The organism is Paenibacillus puerhi, assembly GCF_009846885.1.
Taxonomy (GTDB): domain Bacteria; phylum Bacillota; class Bacilli; order Paenibacillales; family NBRC-103111; genus Paenibacillus_G; species Paenibacillus_G puerhi.
Map to the genome: position 1 here is coordinate 67709 of NZ_WUWM01000022.1, position 19762 is coordinate 87470.

16 protein-coding genes are annotated in these 19762 nt (G+C 54.7%); 9 read left to right on the forward strand and 7 right to left on the reverse strand.

From position 1 onward, the window contains the following. Positions 1–81: 81 nt before the first annotated feature. The 4 genes from GSF01_RS19375 to GSF01_RS19390 all read right to left on the reverse strand — a co-directional run bounded on the left by GSF01_RS19375 (position 82) and on the right by GSF01_RS19390 (position 3141). Positions 82–240 carry a hypothetical protein gene (locus GSF01_RS19375; protein WP_159886939.1) on the reverse strand — a complete coding sequence of 53 codons (159 nt, stop codon included), beginning with the start codon at positions 238–240 and terminating at the stop codon, positions 82–84. A gap of 6 nt (positions 241–246) precedes the next feature. Beyond that, the gene (locus GSF01_RS19380) at positions 247–468 is read right to left on the reverse strand and encodes an NAD(P)-binding protein (RefSeq protein WP_159886940.1); all 222 of its coding nucleotides are present in this window, start codon (positions 466–468) and stop codon (positions 247–249) included. Between the two features lie 432 nt (positions 469–900). Next, on the reverse strand, positions 901–2220 hold the full coding sequence (gene brnQ / locus GSF01_RS19385; protein WP_159886941.1) for a branched-chain amino acid transport system II carrier protein: 1320 nt from the start codon (positions 2218–2220) through the stop codon (positions 901–903). A gap of 138 nt (positions 2221–2358) precedes the next feature. After that, the gene (locus GSF01_RS19390; RefSeq protein ID WP_159886942.1) at positions 2359–3141 is read right to left on the reverse strand and encodes an alpha/beta fold hydrolase; all 783 of its coding nucleotides are present in this window, start codon (positions 3139–3141) and stop codon (positions 2359–2361) included. A 270-nt stretch (positions 3142–3411) separates the two neighbouring features. Here GSF01_RS19390 and GSF01_RS19395 point away from each other — a divergent pair, with 270 nt between their 5' ends. After that, positions 3412–4017, forward strand: a complete 606-nt coding sequence (locus GSF01_RS19395) for a rhomboid family intramembrane serine protease (protein ID WP_159886943.1) — start codon at positions 3412–3414, stop codon at positions 4015–4017. On the opposite strand, the gene GSF01_RS19400 is transcribed toward GSF01_RS19395, so the two are convergent. Then, positions 4007–4516 carry a metal-dependent hydrolase gene (locus GSF01_RS19400; protein WP_159886944.1) on the reverse strand — a complete coding sequence of 170 codons (510 nt, stop codon included), beginning with the start codon at positions 4514–4516 and terminating at the stop codon, positions 4007–4009. The genes GSF01_RS19395 and GSF01_RS19400 overlap by 11 nt on opposite strands. 91 nt (positions 4517–4607) lie before the next feature. Further along, positions 4608–5222: a DedA family protein gene (locus tag GSF01_RS19405; protein WP_159886945.1), complete on the reverse strand. Its 615-nt coding sequence runs from the start codon at positions 5220–5222 to the stop codon at positions 4608–4610. Positions 5223–5510: 288 nt separating this feature from the next. Here GSF01_RS19405 and GSF01_RS19410 point away from each other — a divergent pair, with 288 nt between their 5' ends. Next, positions 5511–6110, forward strand: a complete 600-nt coding sequence (locus tag GSF01_RS19410) for a nitroreductase family protein (RefSeq protein ID WP_159886946.1) — start codon at positions 5511–5513, stop codon at positions 6108–6110. Positions 6111–6234: 124 nt separating this feature from the next. Here the strand turns inward: GSF01_RS19410 and GSF01_RS19415 are convergent, their stop codons facing one another. Continuing rightward, positions 6235–7275 carry a LacI family DNA-binding transcriptional regulator gene (locus tag GSF01_RS19415; protein ID WP_159886947.1) on the reverse strand — a complete coding sequence of 347 codons (1041 nt, stop codon included), beginning with the start codon at positions 7273–7275 and terminating at the stop codon, positions 6235–6237. A gap of 262 nt (positions 7276–7537) precedes the next feature. Here GSF01_RS19415 and GSF01_RS19420 point away from each other — a divergent pair, with 262 nt between their 5' ends. The 7 genes from GSF01_RS19420 (at position 7538) to GSF01_RS19450 (ending at position 19684) form a co-directional block, all read left to right on the forward strand. Beyond that, entirely contained in the window at positions 7538–8971 is a 1434-nt protein-coding gene (locus GSF01_RS19420; RefSeq protein WP_159886948.1) for an L-fucose/L-arabinose isomerase family protein, read from the forward strand. A gap of 15 nt (positions 8972–8986) precedes the next feature. Continuing rightward, on the forward strand, positions 8987–9838 hold the full coding sequence (locus GSF01_RS19425) for a transketolase (protein WP_159886949.1): 852 nt from the start codon (positions 8987–8989) through the stop codon (positions 9836–9838). Then, on the forward strand, positions 9835–10770 hold the full coding sequence (locus tag GSF01_RS19430) for a transketolase family protein (protein ID WP_159886950.1): 936 nt from the start codon (positions 9835–9837) through the stop codon (positions 10768–10770). The genes GSF01_RS19425 and GSF01_RS19430 overlap by 4 nt, the downstream gene beginning before the upstream one ends. Before the next feature lie 9 nt (positions 10771–10779). After that, entirely contained in the window at positions 10780–12294 is a 1515-nt protein-coding gene (gene glpK / locus GSF01_RS19435) for a glycerol kinase GlpK (protein WP_159886951.1), read from the forward strand. Positions 12295–12359: 65 nt separating this feature from the next. Beyond that, positions 12360–13283 carry a nucleoside hydrolase gene (locus GSF01_RS19440; protein ID WP_235941621.1) on the forward strand — a complete coding sequence of 308 codons (924 nt, stop codon included), beginning with the start codon at positions 12360–12362 and terminating at the stop codon, positions 13281–13283. A 318-nt stretch (positions 13284–13601) separates the two neighbouring features. Further along, a complete protein-coding gene (locus tag GSF01_RS19445) occupies positions 13602–17051 on the forward strand; it encodes a COG1470 family protein (RefSeq protein WP_159886952.1) in 3450 nt (1149 codons plus the stop codon). 299 nt (positions 17052–17350) lie between these two features. Further along, the gene (locus GSF01_RS19450; RefSeq protein ID WP_159886953.1) at positions 17351–19684 is read left to right on the forward strand and encodes a helix-turn-helix domain-containing protein; all 2334 of its coding nucleotides are present in this window, start codon (positions 17351–17353) and stop codon (positions 19682–19684) included. The last annotated feature ends 78 nt before the right edge of the window (positions 19685–19762 follow it).

A 19762-nucleotide genomic window follows, 5' to 3' on the forward strand; every position in this document is an offset into this window, starting at 1 on the left:
AAATCGTTGTGCGTGGCTATGGTTTAGATAAAACGGCAAAGGAAATGTGGCTTCGATTTACTTTTTCCTAATAAGCGACACTCAGCCCTCCACATGTCCAATTCGATTAAAATGCAGCAGCTTGTCAGCAAATATATAATCCACTACCTTAATAACAATGCCGGGATATCTGTTGATTTCCAGAATATCGCACGTAAAGTTGCGGATGCCGGCGGATGGCTTTCCTTCAGTTCCACGCAAGCTCTTTCATCCAGCTTCGCCTTCACCGTCTAGATAAAACGCATGCACGCCCATATTCAGTGAAGCTCCCTTTTTCTTCACCGTCATGGCCCGCCCTCCAAGCTGATTCATCTTTTCTACTATAAAGAACGGATAGAGACCTGCTTTGGCCAGATAGATAGATGCTGTCAGTCCGGAAAGCCCGCCGCCAATAACTGCAACATCATAGGTTTTTTCGATCGATTTCATGGGCGATTTGTTACAACGGCCGTTTAACATAAATAAAAGCAGCAGTTTTCGATTATTTCCTTCTGCCGATATACAACAAATGAGATGAGATCCCCAAGACAGAAGGGTCCTTAGCGAGTTCAATAAGTAAGCTCATCAGCATCTGCGACTCACCTTTTTCTTCCCATGACAGCCTTTGTTCCTTACTTATCAACCCGCCGACACTAGAAGAACCAATCAAATCAATGGTTTCAAATCCATTGTTCTCCATAAAGGGCTTGATAGCATGGATATCGAAGTAATAGGCTCAAAAGAAAAATAAAAAACCTATTGCCTGCAAAGAGGCGATAGGTTTTCCTTCGCGGTATCACTCATGGATGAAGTATATCGTTTCCAGTTAATACCTGTCAATGGTCCAGTAAATTTCTGTGCGTCCAGCAAATTTTCAAAATTCTAGTGTCGTCCCTTCTGTCGCTCCGGCAGCAGAAGCCCAATCAGCACTCCCGCGCAGGCGGGAATCAGCCAGCCCAGTCCGATAGAATACAAAGGTAAGTACTGGTTAAACCAGCGGTCGAGCTGTTCGATACGCAGCGGCGTATCCTCCAGGCCGTCGACCAGGCTGAAGAGAAACGTCAACAGCAGGCTAACTCCGTATACGTTGCGCTTGCCTTTGAATACATCATGAAAGAATGTCAGAAAGATAAGCATGATAGCAAGCGGATATAAGATCGTCAGAACAGGCACGGAAAAGCGGATTAATTGCTCTAGGCCAATATTGGCCAGCAGGGCGCTGACCACACTCAAGACGATGCAGAACCTTTTATACGAGATGCCGGGAATGATCTTGTGAAAATAGCTGCTGCAGGCGGTGGTCAGGCCGATGTTAGTAGTCAGACAGGCCAGCAGCACGATGATGCCGAGTACCAATCCGCCGAGCGTACCGAAATAATGGCTGGCCACCAAGTTCAGCACCTCGCCGCCATTGCCCAGAGTACCGAAGGCGGATACGCTGCTTGCTCCGATATAAGTCAAGGAGGTGTAAATAATGGCAAGCGCCGCCGCGGCAATCATGGCCGCCTGGAAGCAGACGGTCAGAATGCTCTTACGTTCAGTGACCCCTTTCGCTCGAATAGCGTCTATGACGATAATGCCGAAGACGAAAGCTGCGAGCGCATCCATAGTCAAATATCCCTCTTGAAATCCGGTAAAGAAGCCTTGGGAGGCATAACCGGCATCCGGCGCTTGAGGCTCGCCTAGGGGTGCCATAATGGATGCTATGGCCAACAAGGCGATACAGGCGATCAAGATGGGGGTCAGTATTTTTCCTACAATATCAACCATTCTCGCCGGGTTAATCGATAGGAGCAGGGTCACCCCGAAAAATAGTACGGTAAAGACTGCCAATCCTAGCGGATCATGCTCCATTTGGACAAAGGGCTTTATACCGATTTCATATGAAACGCTGCCGGTTCTCGGCATCGCAAACAACGGCCCGATCGTTAAGTAAAGCAAAGTGGTGTAGCCGAAGGCGAACCAAGGATGCACGCGGTTAATCAAGGTAAGCAAATCCTTCGAACCGGAAAATCCGAGCGCCAACGTTCCAAGCAAGGGCAAGCCGACCCCTGTGGTCAGAAAGCCTAGATTGGCTAGCCAATACTGATCGCCAGCGTTTTGGCCCATCATCGCCGGGAATACGAGATTTCCCGCTCCGAAGAACAGGGCGAATAGCATGAGTCCGATGGTCAAAGTGTTACTAAAAGGTACGCGCTGCATAGGATGTCTCTCCCTTAAAATCTACATAATTCGATAAAAAACGACATTATTCATTATAGTGCCCAATAGGGGATAAATCCATCGAAATCAAGTGGTATCACCGAAAATACAAAAAAACGCCCAGGTGCCGAACGGAGTTCATTCCGTTGAGTGCCTTGAGCGAATAAATTGGTTGATCAGTTTATTCAACTTACCTGCTGCTTTTGTAGGTATTTGATGCTTGGTGTTTTTGATGAAAACCAGCTCGCTCATAGGCAATCGTTGATGCAGCAGATTGGCGTATGGATGAAAAAGCGTATCCTTCTCCCCATAAACCAGTAAGACGGGATGGTATATATTACCCAGCTTTGCCGTGCAGTTATAATGCAAGCTATAGTGATAGTATTGCTCAACGTTTTTGGCGTTCCCTTTTTTGGCATCGTTAAACAATTTCCGAAACAAGGACATCTTCCTGTTGGCTTGCGACCAGGCAACGGAGAGCGCAAGGGTACCGACCGCGCCCATTTGGGAGAAGATGCGGCCAATCGATATTTTGTTTCTCAACCTCTTGTCGCTAACCTCCGACATCCCGCCGATGACAATACCGCCCAGCGCCCGATCGGGGTATGTCAAAAGAAACTCGAGCACAACCGAGCCGCCAGTTGAGTAACCGATAAAAAAAGCTTTTTCGATCTTCAACTGATCCATCAACTGTTTCATATCTTCGACTAGTAACGGATAAGTGATTTCTTCCCCGGAAGGCTCGCTTCGACCGTGGCCCCGGATATCAAAAGCGACCGTTCGAAAATTCTCCGACAATTTCTGGATCTGATATTGAAAATTCAGGCTTGTCAGCACCGGAGGATGGATGAATAGGATCGCTGTTCCTTTCCCGTGATCAATGTAATGCATGCTGTATCCATTTATATCGGTTTGGGGCATTCATGTTCACCTTCTTTAAGTTGAGTGGAAACAAAATATCGTTATAAAGCCCGTTTGGCTCTTGAGAATAACGAATATTAATGTAACCTGTTCATTCCGTAAACATTCACTCGGAAAAGATGAAGACGATGCCGCGCTCTTCACGTTGTCGGCAGCGGAAGGAAGAGGAGGGATGAGCCCTTGGGGCAGCATCCGTAGGAGTGGCATAGATATTGGGCATGTATGGACGTTATAATGGAGTTATAAAACCGAGGCAAAAGGAGGGATGAAATGTTCGTCAGGCGAGAGAGTCTGAAGCAATACGTCAAGCTGTATCCGGTCACTTCGTCCCTGATCGTCATTCAATTGATCGTATGGCTGGCGATGGAAGGGTACGGGTCTTCGCGCGATAACGCGACGCTGCTGGGGTTCGGCGCCATGTACGGGGCTCCGGGCCTGCAGCCGGAGCTGTGGCGGTACGTCACGGCCATATTTCTGCATATCGGCTTTGACCATCTGCTGTTCAACAGCTTCGCGATGTATGTATTCGCCGCGCCGCTGGAACGATTGCTTGGCTCCTGGAGATATGTATCGCTCTATGTGCTGAGCGGTATTGCAGGCAATGTCGTCAGCGCCTGGCTGCAGACCGGCCCGTATATCGGAGCCGGCGCATCCGGGGCGATCTACGGCGTATATGCCGCTTACTTGTTCCTCTCGATCTTCCGCAAGGATCTGATCGACTATCAGACGAAGCAAACGGTCAGGACGATTGTCATCGTTGGTCTAGTGTATTCCGTCATTATCCCTCATGTCGATCTGTATGCGCATGCCGGAGGCTTCGCGGGAGGGTTTGCGGTATGTGCCCTGCTGGCAGGAACTGTCCATCTTAGAAGGTGAAGGCAGCAAATCCCGCATCCAGCAGCAGCAGCCAGACACATGCTGCTATGAGCAGCCAGCGGAATATCATTTCAGCGGTCGAGCCGGTGTCTACCGCGATCATGCGGGGGAGAAGCCGGATCTTGAGCTTCAATGGCCAGAGCAGTCGCACGCCTTGTTCGTTGAAAAGATCGATCAACGGATGGGAGGCGTAGGCAGCCAGGAAAATCCAGTAATAAAGCGGGGGCATGGGAATAGCGAGCACCCCGAGCACAAGCAGGAAAGCCAGCGAATGCGTGAAGGTGCGGTGCTTGATTTTCAACAGACGAAGCAGGGCGGATACGGGAAAAAAGATTTTCGCCATGATGGAGCCCTGCTTGTCGATATCGGCCAATGGGCCGGCCACGCAGCCGATCAGAACGCCGGCGGCGGCTTCCCAGGACAATAAAGAGACATTATATTGCAAAAGTACGAGTTCGGCTGCAAGTACGCCTGCAGCTCCATGTGTCGGTTGAAGCAAAGCTGTCGATACCTCCCGGAACAGACTGGAACATCAGTTCCCATCTTAAGGGAAAATCAACTTTTTTGCAAACGTACCAAGGAATTCGGCTTTACAGATGGCGGCCTAACCATTTGGTGATGGCTGCTTTTTTGTGCTTGATCATGACCGCGGCGGTACCTATAACCGCAAGTAATGTGATAGCCAAGGCGGAATATTGGGATATCGTATGGAGCAGCTCGGCGATCCGGTGGCCGAACAGCTTGCCGATCATCACATAGAGAGTGACCCAGAGGGCGCCTCCCAAGCCGTTATAGAGAAGAAGCGTGGTCAAGCGAACCCTCAGCATTCCCGACACATAGCCGGTAAAATGCCGCAGACCCGGTACAAAGTAGCTGACCAGGATCAGCTTATCGCCATATTTGGCAAACCAATTCGAGATTTTGACGATCCGCTCCGCATTGAGCAGGAAGAACCTGCCGTATCTTTCGAAGAAAGGCGTTCCGAGTCTGTAGCCCAGGAAATACGTAAGCACCGTTCCGGCAAGCGCGCCTCCATACGAGTAAAGCATGACCAGCGGCAGGGAGAGACGGCCAGAGGCGGCCAAATGTCCGAAAACCGCCATCGCGAGCTCACCGGGGAAGGGAAGGGCAAGCGATTCGGCGAACAAGCCCATAAACAAGATCAAGTATCCATACTGCTCGGAAAGTGCGGTGATCCATTCCATATTCATTGCTCCTCATAACCGTTTCGGTGTTTCAATTCACTTTACATAGTGTAGCTAATATATGGGAATACCATAACGGTCAATGGTTGAGTTGAAGGCTGGACTTTGGTCTTGTTCGGAGGTGACCCATGATCCCCAAGCGTTAGCCGGCAGGCTTAGGTTGAGAGGGCTTATGTCGTTCTTCTGATTTAGTTAGTAGGTTTTAAAAAATATTTTACTTTATTTTTTATAGCGACTTGGCTATAATGGTTTCGGAAGCACAATCTACCAAAATGGAGGAATACAAACATGGCTACTGATTTCTGGACAGCGGTTAAAGGCAGACGCAGCGTGTATACACTGGGTAAGGAATCTACGATCTCCGATGAAAGAATTCAGGAAATCGTAGCGGAAGCGGTCAAGCATACTCCGTCGGCGTTCAACTCGCAAAGCACGCGTCTTGTCCTGCTTCTCGGCGAACAGCATAACAAGCTGTGGGATATCACGACCTCTACGCTCAAGGCGATCGTGCCTGCCGACCAATTCGAGTCCACTCAGCAAAAAATGGACGGTTTCCGCGGCGCTTACGGTACTGTGCTGTTCTTCGAGGATGAGTCCGTAATCCAGGGGCTGCAGGCGGCTTTCGCAGCTTATCAGGACCGCTTCCCTGTATGGTCCCAGCACACCAGCGCTATGCATCAGTTTGTCATCTGGACGGCGCTTGAGGCGGAAGGCCTCGGAGCGAACCTGCAGCACTACAACCCGCTGATTGACGAGCAAGTCAAATCCGAGTGGAAGCTTCCCGAGAACTGGTCTCTGGTCGCTCAGCTTGTGTTCGGCAAGCCAACGGCTGCGCCTGGAGATAAAGAATTCAAGCCGGTGGAAGAGCGTCTCAAGGTGTTTAAATAAATATAATAGGCCGGAGCCGTTCATCCAAAACGGGCTGCGGCTGCAATAGCGAAAGCCGCGTCACTCTGTACGAACAGAGCTGGCGCGGCTTTTTTTGTTGGTTGCGGGAACGGGTCCCTGCTTCTTATTCAGCAGGGGAGCCCGAGGACATCCGCTCGATGAATCGGGTGTCCACCCGAATTTTGGTTTTGGCCAGTTCCCCTGACTCCATGGACTCCACCAGAAGATCGACGGCGAGCTGCGCCATTCTTTTTTTCTCGACATGGACGGTGGTCAGCTCTGGCGAGACGATACGTGATTCCGAAATATTATCGAAGCCGACGACGGTGACCTGCTCCGGAACGCTGATGCCAAGCTCGGTCAGCGTCTTCACAGCGCTGATAGCGATGTAATCGCACTCGCAGAAAATAGCGGTGGGCAGACGTCTGCCTTCACTTAGAAGGGCTTCAAACTGAGCCTTCAGCTCGTCCCGGGAAGAGAGCATGGTTGGAGCGGCCGAGAAGCATAGCGGCTCTGCAACCTCCAATCCGCTTGCGAGCAGAGCGGCCGAGAAGCCTTCCTTGCGCTCATCGAAATTATGAATGCGCACATTTGAAGCAATATAGCCGATCTCCCGGTGTCCGAGCTGGCAAATATGGCGCCCCGCTTGATAAGCCCCCATATAGTTGTTGATGCCCACAAAATGAACGGGCAGCGTTTCGAAGCACGTGTCCAGCACGACCAGATGCGGACCGATTTTTCCCGCGATATCTCTGATCTCGTCTTGCCCCAGATTGGTGCCAAGCACGATGACGCCTTCGCTTCGCTTGTCCTCGGCCGCCGCGCGGATATCCCGGTCATAGAAGCCCATGTCGACCGTGGTGAAACGCAGAGCATAGCCCTTGGTCCGGCAGCGGTCCTCGATATCATGAATAAGCTCTCGAAAAAAAGGCTGCTGGTAATACTCCTCAAGCACAATCCCCGAATTCGTGAACACGAGAAACGATAAAGATTTCAACGGGCTATCGGGAGCAGGCATTTTCGTCTTCGGTAAATAACCGCTCTCCTTGGAGAGCTGCAGGATACGCTCTCGAGTCTCGCTGCTGATCCCGGGCTTGCCGTTTAAGGCGAGCGAGACCGCTGCCTTCGATACGCCCGCAAGTCTTGCAATATCTTCCATCTTCATAGGCGGAGGGTCCTCCATCTTCGATTTTCTTATGTTTAGTGAGTTTAGTTTATAACTTTAAAGAAGTTAATGCAAGATAAGGAATGAATCGACCTACAATTTTAGCTGAAAATAACTAAAAAATAGCTTAACAATCCGTTGACGAGCTAAATTTACCGTGTTAACATGGATTTAACGCCGATTACATATGATTATATTATTTATAGTTTATTAAAGTTTAGTTTATTTTAGTTTAACTAAAATTCATGCGGAGGGTTGTTGAATGAAAAAATTAAAGCTTGGCTACGCGCCTACACGCCGCTTTGTATTCAGCGCAGAGGATGCCTTTAAGTACAAGGTCCTGATCAAGGAGAAGATCGAAAGCTTCGGCCCAGATATTGAGATCGTGGATCTGGAGGGGATCAACTCCGAAGGATTGCTGTATGACGACAATATCAATGCCGATCTGATCATTGACCGGTTCAGGCAGGAGAAGGTGGATGCGGTTTTCTTCCCGCACTGTAATTTCGGAACGGAGGATACCGTAGCCCGGGTGGGCAAGGCATTAGGGAAGCCGGTGCTGCTGTGGGGACCGCGGGATGAGGCTCCCCTTGAGGACGGCATGCGCCTCCGCGATACCCAGTGCGGGTTGTTCGCTACAGGCAAGGTGCTGCGCCGGTTCAACGTGCCGTTCACTTATGTTACGAATACCCGGGTGAATGATCCGGTATTCGAAAGAGGGTTTACCAATTTCATCGCGGCGGCGAATGTCGTCCGTCAGTTCCGCGGACTTCGCATTCTGCAGATCGGGCCGCGCCCCGCGTCGTTCTGGACGATGATATGCAATGAAGGGGAACTGCTCGAACGCTTCGGCATCGAGGTCCACCCGATCACGCTCGTGGATATTCAGCGCGCTTCCGCAAGGATCGAGAAGGGCAGCTCCTCGGAGCTGGCCGAAGCGATCGATTACATCAAGGCCAAGCTGGATTGGTCCGAGGTGACGGAAGCTGACGTCCGTCGCATCGCCTCCCTTAAGGTAGCGATGAAGCAGTATGCGCTGCAGACCGGCAGCTCGGCGATCGCCATTCAGTGCTGGTCGTCGCTGCAGGACGCTATGGGGATCATGCCCTGTCTCGCGAACGCGATCCTGACCGACGAGCAGATCCCGGTTACGTGCGAGACGGATATTCACGGCGCGATCACCTCCGTGATGGTGCAGGCGGCTGCGATGAATCAGGCGCCGACCTTCTTCGCAGACTTGACGGTGCGCCATCCCGAGAATGCCAATGGCGAATTGCTGTTCCACTGCGGCAACTTTCCGGTGTCGCTGACGATAGAGAACAAGCCGAAGCTGCGCAAGCATTTCTTGTTCGACGACCACTCCCCGGGTACGCATGAGGGCGAGATCCGGGGCGGGAGCATGACACTGGCCCGTTTCGACGGGGATCATGGGGACTATCAGTTGTTCCTGGGCCGGGCCAAAGGCATCCCCGGGCCATATACCCGCGGCTCCTACGTGTGGGTGGAAGTGAACGATTGGCCGCTGTGGGAAGAGAAGCTGGTGAAAGGCCCGTATGTTCATCATTCTGTAGGCATCCATGCCAACGTCATACCGGCTTTATACGAGGCCTGTCAATATATCCCGGGGCTGACACCGGATCCGGTAGATCCGACAGAAAGCGAAATTCAGGCCTGGCTCAGAGGCAAGGGCCTGTAATCACAAGGAGGACTTATGGAGATCAAAGCACTTCAAGCGAAAGCCGTTGAGATCCGGATGGAGCTGCTGCGCATGATTCACAGAGCCAAGACCGGCCACACCGGAGGCTCCCTTAGCAATACGGACATTTTAACAGCCCTCTACTACCGCGTTATGAACATTGATCCTCAAAATCCGAAGTCGGAGGACCGGGATCGGTTTGTATTAAGCAAAGGCCATTCCGTAGAATCGTTATGGGCGATCCTGGCGGACCGCGGCTTTTTCCCGAAGGAGGAGCTGGCTACTTTCAGCCAGTTCGGCACGAAGCTGATCGGCCATCCGAACAACAAGGTGCCCGGCGTCGAAATGAATACCGGCGCTCTCGGCCACGGTCTGGCGGTAGCCGTCGGCATAGCGCTTGCGTCCAAGCGGGACGGTAAAGGGTATCGCGCGTTCTGCCTGATGGGCGACGGAGAGCAGGCGGAAGGGTCGGTGTGGGAGGCAGCGATGGCCGGAGCCCACTACAAGCTGGATAACCTGGTGGGCATTATCGACCGGAACCGGCTGCAGATCAGCGGAACGACGGAGGATGTGATGGGACTTGAGCCGCTTGAGGACAAATGGGCCGCCTTCGGCTGGCATGTCGTCAGCGTGGACGGCAATGACATCGCGCAGCTCGTCGAGGCATTGGAAGCGGCGCCCGCCGTTGCCGGCAAGCCTACGCTGATCATGGCGAGCACGGTTAAGGGCAAGGGCGTGTCATTTGCTGAACATGTGCCTCATTGGCATCATCATGTTCCGAGTGACGAAGAGTTGGAGAAGGCGCTGGCGGAGCTGTCTGCAAAGCTGGCGGCCTATCAACAGGAAGGACCGGTGAGTCAGCTATGAATAAAATACCTAACCGGCAGGTCATCTGCGAAACGCTGCTGGAGCTTGCGAAGACCGACCGCGATATTATGGTGCTGGCCAGCGACTCCCGCGGGTCGGCGGCAATGGCACCCTTCGCGAAGGCCTACCCGGAGCAGTTCGTCGAAGTCGGCATCGCCGAGCAGAATATCGTCGGGATCTCGGCGGGGCTGGCACATAGCGGGAAGAAGCCTTTCGTCACCTCGCCGGCCTGCTTCCTCAGTATGCGCAGCATCGAGCAGATCAAGGTAGACGTAGCGTATTCCGCGACCAACGTGAAGCTTGTCGGCATCAGCGGAGGAGTCAGCTACGGAGCGTTAGGCATGTCGCATCACTCCGTTCAGGATTTGGCCGTGACGCGGGCGATCCCGGGGCTGGCCGTCATGATGCCGGCCGACCGTCACGAGACGAAGCGGATGACGGAAGCGCTGGTAGGATATACGGGCGGCGTCTATATCCGGATCGGCCGTAATCCGGTCGAGGATGTATACGAGTCGGATGATTACGAATTCGTGATCGGCAAGGCGGTCACTATGCGCGATGGAGCCGATCTGACGATTATAGCATCGGGTGAGACGGTACGGGTCGCGCTGGACGCTCACGAGGCGTTAAAGTCGGCCGGCTTGTCCGCCCGGGTATTGAACATGCATACGATCAAGCCGCTCGATGAAGAAGCGATAAGACGTGCGGCGAGCGAGACGCGGGCTATCATCACGGTCGAGGAGCACAGCATCCATGGGGGACTTGGGGCGGCGGTCGCCGAGGTAGTCGTTCAGCACAAGCCGGTGCCGATGCGGATTCTCGGCATACCGGATGAGCCGGCCATCGCGGGCAAGACCGCGGAGGTGTTCCGCCACTATGGCCTGACGGCGGACAACATCAAGCGGCTCGGGCTTGAGCTGCTGGGCCGGTAGGGGGACGCGATGGAGAAACGGTATATGCTCGTCATCGATCAAAGCACCTCCGGGACGAAGGCGCTGGTCGTCGATCGGGCAGGAACGGTCATCGGCCGGGGAGCGGCCGAGCATGCCCAGCATTACCCGCAGCCCGGCTGGGTCGAGCATGACCCTATGGAGATTTACGATGCCGTGAAGCGAACAGCCGCTCAGGCGCTCCGCTCGGCTGGAGCGGAGCCCGGCGAGCTGGCGGCGCTTGCGCTGACCAATCAGCGCGAGACGGCCGTGATGTGGGACCGTGTGACCGGCCTTCCTGTGTATAAGGCTATCGTCTGGCAGTGCCAACGCACCTCGGAGGCCTGCGAGAGCTTAAGGGAAGCGGGCTGGGAAGGGAACGTTCAAGCCAAAACGGGACTGAGGCTCGACCCGTATTTCTCTGCGGCCAAATGGAGCTGGATGCTGAAGCATGCGCCGGATGCTCAGGAAAAGCTGGCCGAAGGCCACCTCCTAGCAGGTACGATCGACAGCTGGCTGCTCTGGAAGCTGACGAGCGGAAGCATCCATGCTACCGACTATACGAATGCAAGCCGTACCTCCTTATATAATATTCATACGCTGAGCTGGGATCAGGAGCTGTGCGAGCTGTTCGGTGTTCCCTCCTCGCTGCTGCCTGAAGTAAGGTTCTGCGATGCCAGCTTCGGGCATACCTCAGACCCTGAGCTGCTCGGCGGCGCCAGGATCCCGATAACCGGAGTGATCGGCGACTCGCAGGCGGCGCTTTACGGCAATCAGTGCTTTCAGCCCGGGATGGCTAAAGCCACCTATGGGACAGGGACGTCCGTCATGATGAATATCGGCGATCAGCCGACCTCCTCGGACAAGGGGCTCGTCACCGCTATCGCATGGGCGGCCCAGGGGCAAGTGACATATGCGCTTGAGGCGATTATCCGCACCTCCGGGGATTGCATCAAGTGGGTCCGCGACAATCTGGGCTTGTTCCAGACTTACGAGGAGATGGACCGGCTGCTGGCGCAGGCGAAGGACAGCCAGGGAGTCGTGCTGGTGCCGGCTTTCGTCGGGCTGGGGGCGCCATATTGGAGCCCGGACGCGCGAGCCTCGATTACAGGCATGAATCGCGGGACGGGCAAGGCGCATATCATTCGCGCCGCTCTTGAGAGCATCGCCTATCAGGTGCTCGATGCCGTGCAGCTGATCGAAGCCGAGTCCGGCGTACCGCTGCAAGAGCTGCGGGCGGACGGGGGCGCCAGCGGCAATGAGGTGCTGATGCAGTTTCAGGCGGATCTGTTGTCCCGCAGGGTGGTCAAATCCGACGTGGCCGAGTTATCGGCGATGGGAGCCGTCTACATGGGCGGTCTAGGCGCGGGCTTCTGGTCGTCGACCGACGAGATCGAAGCGCTGCATACGTCGTATTGTCCTTATGAGCCTGTCATGGAGACGGAAATCCGGGAGGCCTACTGCCTCGGGTGGCGGCGTGCAGTTGCATCCGTGCTGCATAATACCGAAGCGGTGCACAGTAACTAATCCAGAAGCAGACGCGGTAACGACAAGGAGAGCTGACGGTTGCTCTTACAAGGGGGATAATGGAGATGAGAACGACCTACATGCCATTTGAGGTGCCGTCTGGCCGGCAGATTCGAGTAATCATGAATACGGATGCCAAAAATGAAGCGGATGATCAATTCGCCATCGCGCATGCTCTGCTGACCCCGCGCTTCCAAATGAAGGGAATTGTCGCCGCGCATTTCGGCACCGAGCGGGTGGCGGATTCCATGCTGGCCAGCTTCGAGGAGTGCGAGCGCGTGCTGTCGCTGATGGGCGAAGCCGGGCAGGTTCCGCTGCTGAAGGGGGCGACCTCCAGCATGCCGGATGAGCAGACGCCCGTCCTATCGGAAGGCGCTCAGCTGATCATCCGGGAGGCGATGTCGGACGATCCGCTTCCGCTGTATGTCGTTTTCCTGGGGCCGCTGACGGACCTGGCCAGCGCTTACTTGGCCGAGCCTGCCATTGCCGATAAGCTGACTGCGATCTGGATCGGGGGAGGGGCATGGCCGAAGGGCGAGTGGGAGTATAACCTGATGAACGACATTCATGCCGCCAACGCGGTGATGGCGTCGCCGATCCCGCTGTGGCAGGTGCCGCGCAATGTGTACAGCAAAATCCGCGTCAGCCTGGCCGAGCTGGCGCTGAAGGTGAAGCCTTGCGGTGAACTGGGCGAGTATTTGTTCACTCAGATGATCGAGCTCAACGATAGACTCGGCCGTTCGCCCGGCAGATTTCCCAAGGGGGAGATGTGGTCCCTGGGGGACTCCCCGGTCGTAAGCCTGCTGCTTGACGAGCAGCCCTATGATTACGAGCTAAAGCCGGCTCCGCGTATTACGCCGGATATGCATTATGTGCACCATCAGAACGAACGGCTGATCCGGGTCTATCATGACGTGGATGCGAGATTTACGCTGGAGGATATGTTTGCGAAGCTTGCGCTGTTTGCTTCGGGGCAGAGGCAGAGGTAAGCAAGAGGGACGAATAGGTTAGAAATAAATAGCGGAACTGCGATGATCTATCGCGTATCATGGCCTCGGAAGAGGCAGCGGCATGAGCGCATTAGACAATGGGTTCCGCTTTTTTGTTTTGGGGCCCCGGCCGGATGCACGCAGATGAAGGGAACAAGCTGGCAGGACCTCGGCTCACAGGCGGAGGTCTATTGGCGTGCCGATAGCGTTACATATCGAACATATCTTTAGTTTTTAATGTGTCCCCGCCGCCCGGCTGCGGGTTATACTCGAACCGACTTCACATGTGATGGGAGAAGGGAAGGGGATGAGAAGGCGATGAATGCAATCGAAAACCTTGCTTGCTGGAAGGGACTGCTTGCGGCTGCCGGTAACCCGGTGGAGGGCGCAGAGCCAGCCGTCATTCCTGCGGGAACAGAAGCGGTGTTTGAGTATGATCGGGCCGAGGACTGGAGGAGTCGCGAGTCTATCCGTCTGGAAGTGCGCATACCGGAGGGACAAACGCTCCAGATGACCTTTCGCATATATCCGCTTGCTATCGGCAGGCCGGAATATTTGCCATGCGCCACGGCGACCATCGCGGTAGCCGGGACGGGCTGGACGCCTGTCGAGGTGCTGTTGGAGCAGTTCGACTCTATGCGGCTGACGTCTGCCTATTGGCGAATGGTCCAAAGGGTGGGCGTCGAGGTGACGGTATGGGACGGAGACGGTCAGGAGGAAATCCCTGTCCGCTCCTTCGCGCTGGCTAAGAAGGGACAGCTGGACTTGTATGCCGCCATACGGTCCCGGTCGGCCGAGCCGGGAGAAACGGTCGCCTACGAGCTGCTAGTCAGCAACGAAGGGAAGGAAGAGCAGGCGGTTGTACTCAGCCTGGAGGCGTACGGGTTTGAATCCATGGACTGCCGGTTGGAGCCGGACCGGCTGCTTCTGAAGCCGGGGGAGACAAGGGCCGTTACCTTGACGGCGTCCGTCCATGAAGGCATCGCTCCCGGCGGGTATGAGAAGCATACCGTGAAGGCTGTGCCGAACGGAGACGCGGGCCGAGCCCGGAAGCTCGACCTGTATACGGTGAGAAAGCTTCCGCGTCCTTACATCCTCCATACGGAGACTGGCTGGGATGAGGTCAGATCGAAGCTGGCGAAATATGAATGGGCTAGAGAAAAATTAGACGCTTATATCAAGAAAGCCGAGGAATGGTCGGTTCCCCAGGCGCAGGGCCCGGGCGCAGCCTATGCGTTCGAGCTGGGGCAACGGTTTTATTTGCATGCGGCCGGCGTAGCGTGGAAGCTCACCGGACGGAAGGACCTGCTGGACAAGGTGATCTTATTTTACCGCAGGTTCGCAGACCCGGCAGCGGGGTATCCGGCCACAGACGCCCCTGTTCTGCATATTTATGCTTCTCGGGAAGAAAGGGAAGTGCGCACCCCAAGGGCCGTCAAAGTATGCTCGGGCGAGTTCATTCATGAGGGCGAGTTCATGCTGGACGCGGCTTCCGTATACGATCTGGTGCGCGATGCGGACGGCTGGGAGGAAGAGGATCATATCCGGATCGAAGCGGCCTTCCGGCTGTTTCTGGAGAAGGCCGATTGGAAGATTACGGATGGCGATACGAATAATATTCCGTCCGGCGGTATGGTCGGGGCGCTGCTGTGCAGCCTGGCGATCCAGGATATGCACTGGATGCAGCGGTTTCTCGAGGGGCCGGGCGGCTTTGCCGACATGGTGGCGACGGGCGTCATGGACGATGGCTGGTACTTCGAAGGAGCGACGAACTACGTGCTTTTGTTCGCGGACATGTTTACCCGCCTGGCGCATGCCTGCGAGCCGTGGGGGCTTAACCTGAAAAACCGGCATGTACCTCCTTCTTACTGCCGCAACGCGATGCTCTCTCCATGGTCGATGCCCCGGGAAAAGCCGTTTCTCGGCATGTCCTTCGAAAAGTTCGGTCCCGTCCGCCGGAACTTCCGGACGGTAAAGGACTTGTGGGACGCGATTCTGCCGTTTGTCGATTACCGGGGCATTCTGTTCGGGACAAACGATTCTACGGACAAGGATATCGTTCATCTGTTCGATCTCGCTTACTATGTCTGGAGAGATCCCGGATATATTCCCGCTATAGCGGGCCATAATAAGCGTCGCGACCTTCTCTATGGGGTGGGAGAGCTTCCTGCTCAGGCCCCGGAGCCTGCCGGCCTGCCATCGGCGAAGGCGGACAATATCGGCCTGGCCGTGCTGCGCTCCCAGAAGGCCGGGACTGCTCGGGGAGCTCAGTACCAGGCTGTGCTTAAGTATGGCTCGCATGGCGGCTATCACGGGCATTTTGATCGTACCGGGCTTGCAGCCTTGTCCAGATACGGACGCAGCGCGTTCAGTCCGATGGCCTCCTGGTACGGTTATAGTTCCTTTATGTTCAAGATGTGGGTCCAGACGTCTCTGGCTCACAATATGGTCGCCGTGGACCAACGCATGCAGGAGCCGAAGGATTCGAGAAGCCTGTTGTTCCATGCGGGCCGGCTGCTTCAGGCATCCGTCGTGGAGACGGTAGCCCGCTGGAGCGAACCGCCGTACGGGGGGCAGACGCCGTATCCCGAAAGCTTTCCCGAGGAACGAAGCTGGCAGGAAGGACGCGATATGCCTGTTCCTGCCAAGCCGAGGAGCCAAGGGGACATTGGTGAATATTCCGAGCCCATTCTGCAGCGGAGGCTTCTCGCCGTAACCGATGATTACATCGTCGTGGCTGACTTTTTATCTGGCGAGCAGCATCATGAATTCGACTGCCTGTACCATTTCCAAGGCTATGAGGACTTGGAGGCGGCAGGGAAACGGCATCTCGGACATAGCGGGCAGATGAACCAGGACCCTTACGGGGCCGGGCAGTTTATTACGGATTGCGATTGGTACGCCTGCGATGCTCCTGCTCTGCTCCGCTTCTCCCACGACTACGATGGCGAGAGGGACGACCGGGACGGGCGCCACTGCCTGCACAGCGAGCCGGGCAGCATGAAGCTGAACCTGCATGCCCTATGGCCGCCGCAGCAGCGGATCATGACCGGCTGGTATCCGGAAGCGGATCGCGTCAATAAGCGGCTGTTCTATGAGGTGCTGGGGGACGGATACGTGCTGGAGGAAGGGCGGTTCGGGGCATGGACGCTCGGCAAGCGGCACATCCGTGTTGCGCTTCATGGCTTGAAGGAGCTGAGGCTGCGCGTCAAAACGGAGGGAAGCGCCAAAAAAACGATATTCTGGGGCGATCCCCACATCACGCTGGCGGATGGGTGCAAGCTCCCTCTGTCCGCTCTGCCGGTAAGATACGATAATGTCGACCGCGGACATGGGGTAGGCGTGGACTACTACGGAGGGCCCGTTCATCTGCAGGGAGAGCTTTACCCGCTAGCCGAGCCATTTGAACCGACGGATCAGGAACGGTATGCGGAAGCGATCGTCGACTTGACGGGCGTCGATGCGGCAGCCTTCGAAGCGGTCATCGGGGGAGATTATCCGCTAGGCCTTGAGCCGGCCCGGAGGAAGACAGTCAGTCTCCGCGCCGAAGGCAAGCAAGCCCGCTTCTTGACGGTACTCGAGCTGCATGAGGGAGCCTCCGCTATCGAGCGGATAGAAGCCCCATCTTACGAGAAGGTTTCCGTCACGCTGAAAGACGGAAGGGTCCAGCATTGGTTCCTCGAAGGCCTGGACGGGGACGGAAGCGGAGTAGGCATTCGGGTGCAGGAGATGCTGCAAGGGAAAGTGATCAGGGAAGAAAGCTGCTAGCCGGACTGCCGGATAAATAAAACGGCATAGAAACCGTTGCCAAAAATTCCGTTCACGATAGGGTGGACGGTTTTTTGGCGTTTATCTTAAAAAAACGCAGTTCGGTCTAAAAATCCTTCATACAGAGGAGAACCAGGCTTTGCTATGATTACATTTCAAACCATTCTTCAAAATTTAAAGTTGTCCCTGATGCTTGATCGATGATAGTGAGGGGAATGTGATGTACCCGAGACCGTGGCGTGTAGTAGACAATGACTAAGGTAACGTTTTGTTTGATTTATGAAGACAGGAGGATTCACATGAGTTCGATCCGGGCATTTCTACTGAAAAAAAACTTCTTGATCCGTATTATTTTATCCTATCTCTTCGTCGGTCTGCTGGTGTTGGGGGCGCTGACGTTCATGATTACGAATAAAGTATCCAGCAAGCTGACGCTTGAAATCAATAGCTCTACGGACCGGGCGATCGAGCAATCCTATAACGCAGCGCAAATCTTGCTGAATTCCACTTACATCAATTATGCGAGCGCGTTTCATACGGCCGACATCCAGCTCGGGTTTTACGGCGATGAATTTTCGACCCTCGATATGTGGCGGATCGGAAGCCGGTTAACCGAGCTGGCCAACTCGAATCCGCTGGTTCATTCGGTTTACCTGATCAATCCCAAGAAGAAGCTGGTATTTTCCTCATTGTCGACCGTTCGTTCCTTCGGCGAGTTTTACGACGCTAACATGTTAAGCCTGCTCGACAGCCTGCAGCCGCATCACGCCGGTATTTTCATACCCAGATACGCCAAGTTCCAAGTCGACGGACGGACGTACGAACAGAATCTGATCTCCATCCTGTACTCGAACGTCCGGGAGGAGAAATCCACGAGCGGCGCCATGGTGCTGAATCTCGATCAGGATGTGCTGCAGAGCACCGTTATGAATGGCGTAGGCAGCGCCTCCTTCCAATCCATGATCCTGAACAGCCAGGGAACGATTATTTCCCATACCGATGGCCAAAGAATCAACACGAATGTATCGAATGAACCCTATGTGGAGGAAATTCTGGCAGCCAAAGAACAAAAGGGGAATCTCCAGGCGACCATCGACGGCAAAACCTCCCACGTGTCTTATATTAAATCGGAGAGCCTGGGGTGGATATTCATCGGTACCGTCAATTACGACCTGCTCCTCGACAAGGTTAACGAGATGAAGAGCTACATCTTATGGGTGACGGCAATCATGCTGATCATCGTCGCCGCCTCAGGCGCTTTTTTTACCCGGATGATCTACGGTCCGATTCAGCGTCTGCTCGTCCATGTCCGCAAATCCTCGCCCGACAGCGGGGAGCAGGAGGCCGTCTCGGAGATGGATAAGCTGAGCGGCACCTTTCATTATCTGCAAAATAAAATTCACGATCTCCAGTTCAGTGTAGCCAGCTATCAATCGACGGAGCGGCTTCAGGCACTGAGGTTGCTCACCCGAGGGGGCTGGGCGGGCGAGCAGGAGATGGCGCGCAAGCTGGGGAATGCCGGGATCAGCTTCCCTCACCCTCAATTTATCGTAAGCCTGTTTCGTCTGGATGCGTACAAGGAGCTGTCGGAGCTCTATAGTCAAGCCGATATTTCTCTGCTGAAGTATGCGATATCCAATATTGCGGAAGAGCTGGGAAGCAGCAGAGGGATACAAGTTGCCAGCTTCGAGGATGAGGGAGATGCGATCACGTTCATAGCGAATCTGCCGGAGGATGCGCAGGCTTTCATGCCGCACATCCACGACCTGCTGGCGGATATTCAGGCGCATGTCGCCCAGTTTCTCAAGCTGTCCGTATCTGCTGCCATGGGCATTCCCGTGAGCGGGATGCCGCGGATTTCCGAATCCTGGCATGCGGCTTATGCAGGCTCCCGGTACCGCATCGCCCTGGGCAAGGGATGTTTGATCCAGGCTGACGTAAGGGAGTCCAGAGAATCGCTTACGGATGCTCAATATTTGACGATGGAGAAGCAGATCATCGATCAGCTGAAGCTGGGGGACAGGGACAAGACGGAAGCGGTCATCACGGAATATATGGCTGCGCTTAGCAACGCCCCGTATGACGAAATGATGCTCCTGCTCACCCAGCTGCTTATCGCCACCGCCCGGGCAGCCAAGACCATGGCCGCGGAGAGCGACGAGATGCCGCTGGATATCGAATATCTCGGCCAGCAGCTTTATCAATGGGAGACGCTGGAGCAGATCGAAGCGTGGTACAAAGAGCTGTGCGCAATGGCCATGTCGTTACGGGAGCATCAAGCTTCCCAGAAAAACCGGCTGATCGTGGATAAGGTTAAGCACTATATCCATGAGCACTACGTGGATTCCAATCTGACGGTGGAGACCTTGGTCGAAGTGGGCGGGTTATCGACCAATTATATGAGAAAAGTGTTCAAGGAAATCACCGGCAGCTCCATCACGGTCTATTTGAGCGAGTACCGGTTTGCTAAAGCCAGGGAGCTGCTGACGACTACTGATCTTCCGGCGAACAGAATCGGGGAGATGGTCGGCTTCGATAATACGAATTACTTCTATGTTTCCTTCAAGAAGCATATCGGTAAAACGCCGGATCACTACCGGAAATCGTATGAAACGGGCGGTTCGCAAGCCTGAATCGCCACGAAATAAAGAAATTGGTCATTTTTTATAGCTTTTATCCGGTACGAAACGTTGCTTTTGCACGGAATATGC

Bases quoted from the DNA above. Each gene is read 5' to 3' on its own strand.
- GSF01_RS19380 (WP_159886940.1), bottom strand. From the start codon at position 468: ATGAAATCGATCGAAAAAACCTATGATGTTGCAGTTATTGGCGGCGGG.
- brnQ (WP_159886941.1), bottom strand. From the start codon at position 2,220: ATGCAGCGCGTACCTTTTAGTAACACTTTGACCATCGGACTCATGCTA.
- GSF01_RS19390 (WP_159886942.1), bottom strand. From the start codon at position 3,141: ATGCCCCAAACCGATATAAATGGATACAGCATGCATTACATTGATCAC.
- GSF01_RS19395 (WP_159886943.1), top strand. From the start codon at position 3,412: ATGTTCGTCAGGCGAGAGAGTCTGAAGCAATACGTCAAGCTGTATCCG.
- GSF01_RS19405 (WP_159886945.1), bottom strand. From the start codon at position 5,222: ATGGAATGGATCACCGCACTTTCCGAGCAGTATGGATACTTGATCTTG.
- GSF01_RS19410 (WP_159886946.1), top strand. From the start codon at position 5,511: ATGGCTACTGATTTCTGGACAGCGGTTAAAGGCAGACGCAGCGTGTAT.
- GSF01_RS19415 (WP_159886947.1), bottom strand. From the start codon at position 7,275: ATGAAGATGGAAGATATTGCAAGACTTGCGGGCGTATCGAAGGCAGCG.
- GSF01_RS19420 (WP_159886948.1), top strand. From the start codon at position 7,538: ATGAAAAAATTAAAGCTTGGCTACGCGCCTACACGCCGCTTTGTATTC.
- GSF01_RS19425 (WP_159886949.1), top strand. From the start codon at position 8,987: ATGGAGATCAAAGCACTTCAAGCGAAAGCCGTTGAGATCCGGATGGAG.
- GSF01_RS19430 (WP_159886950.1), top strand. From the start codon at position 9,835: ATGAATAAAATACCTAACCGGCAGGTCATCTGCGAAACGCTGCTGGAG.
- glpK (WP_159886951.1), top strand. From the start codon at position 10,780: ATGGAGAAACGGTATATGCTCGTCATCGATCAAAGCACCTCCGGGACG.
- GSF01_RS19440 (WP_235941621.1), top strand. From the start codon at position 12,360: ATGAGAACGACCTACATGCCATTTGAGGTGCCGTCTGGCCGGCAGATT.
- GSF01_RS19445 (WP_159886952.1), top strand. From the start codon at position 13,602: ATGAATGCAATCGAAAACCTTGCTTGCTGGAAGGGACTGCTTGCGGCT.
- GSF01_RS19450 (WP_159886953.1), top strand. From the start codon at position 17,351: ATGAGTTCGATCCGGGCATTTCTACTGAAAAAAAACTTCTTGATCCGT.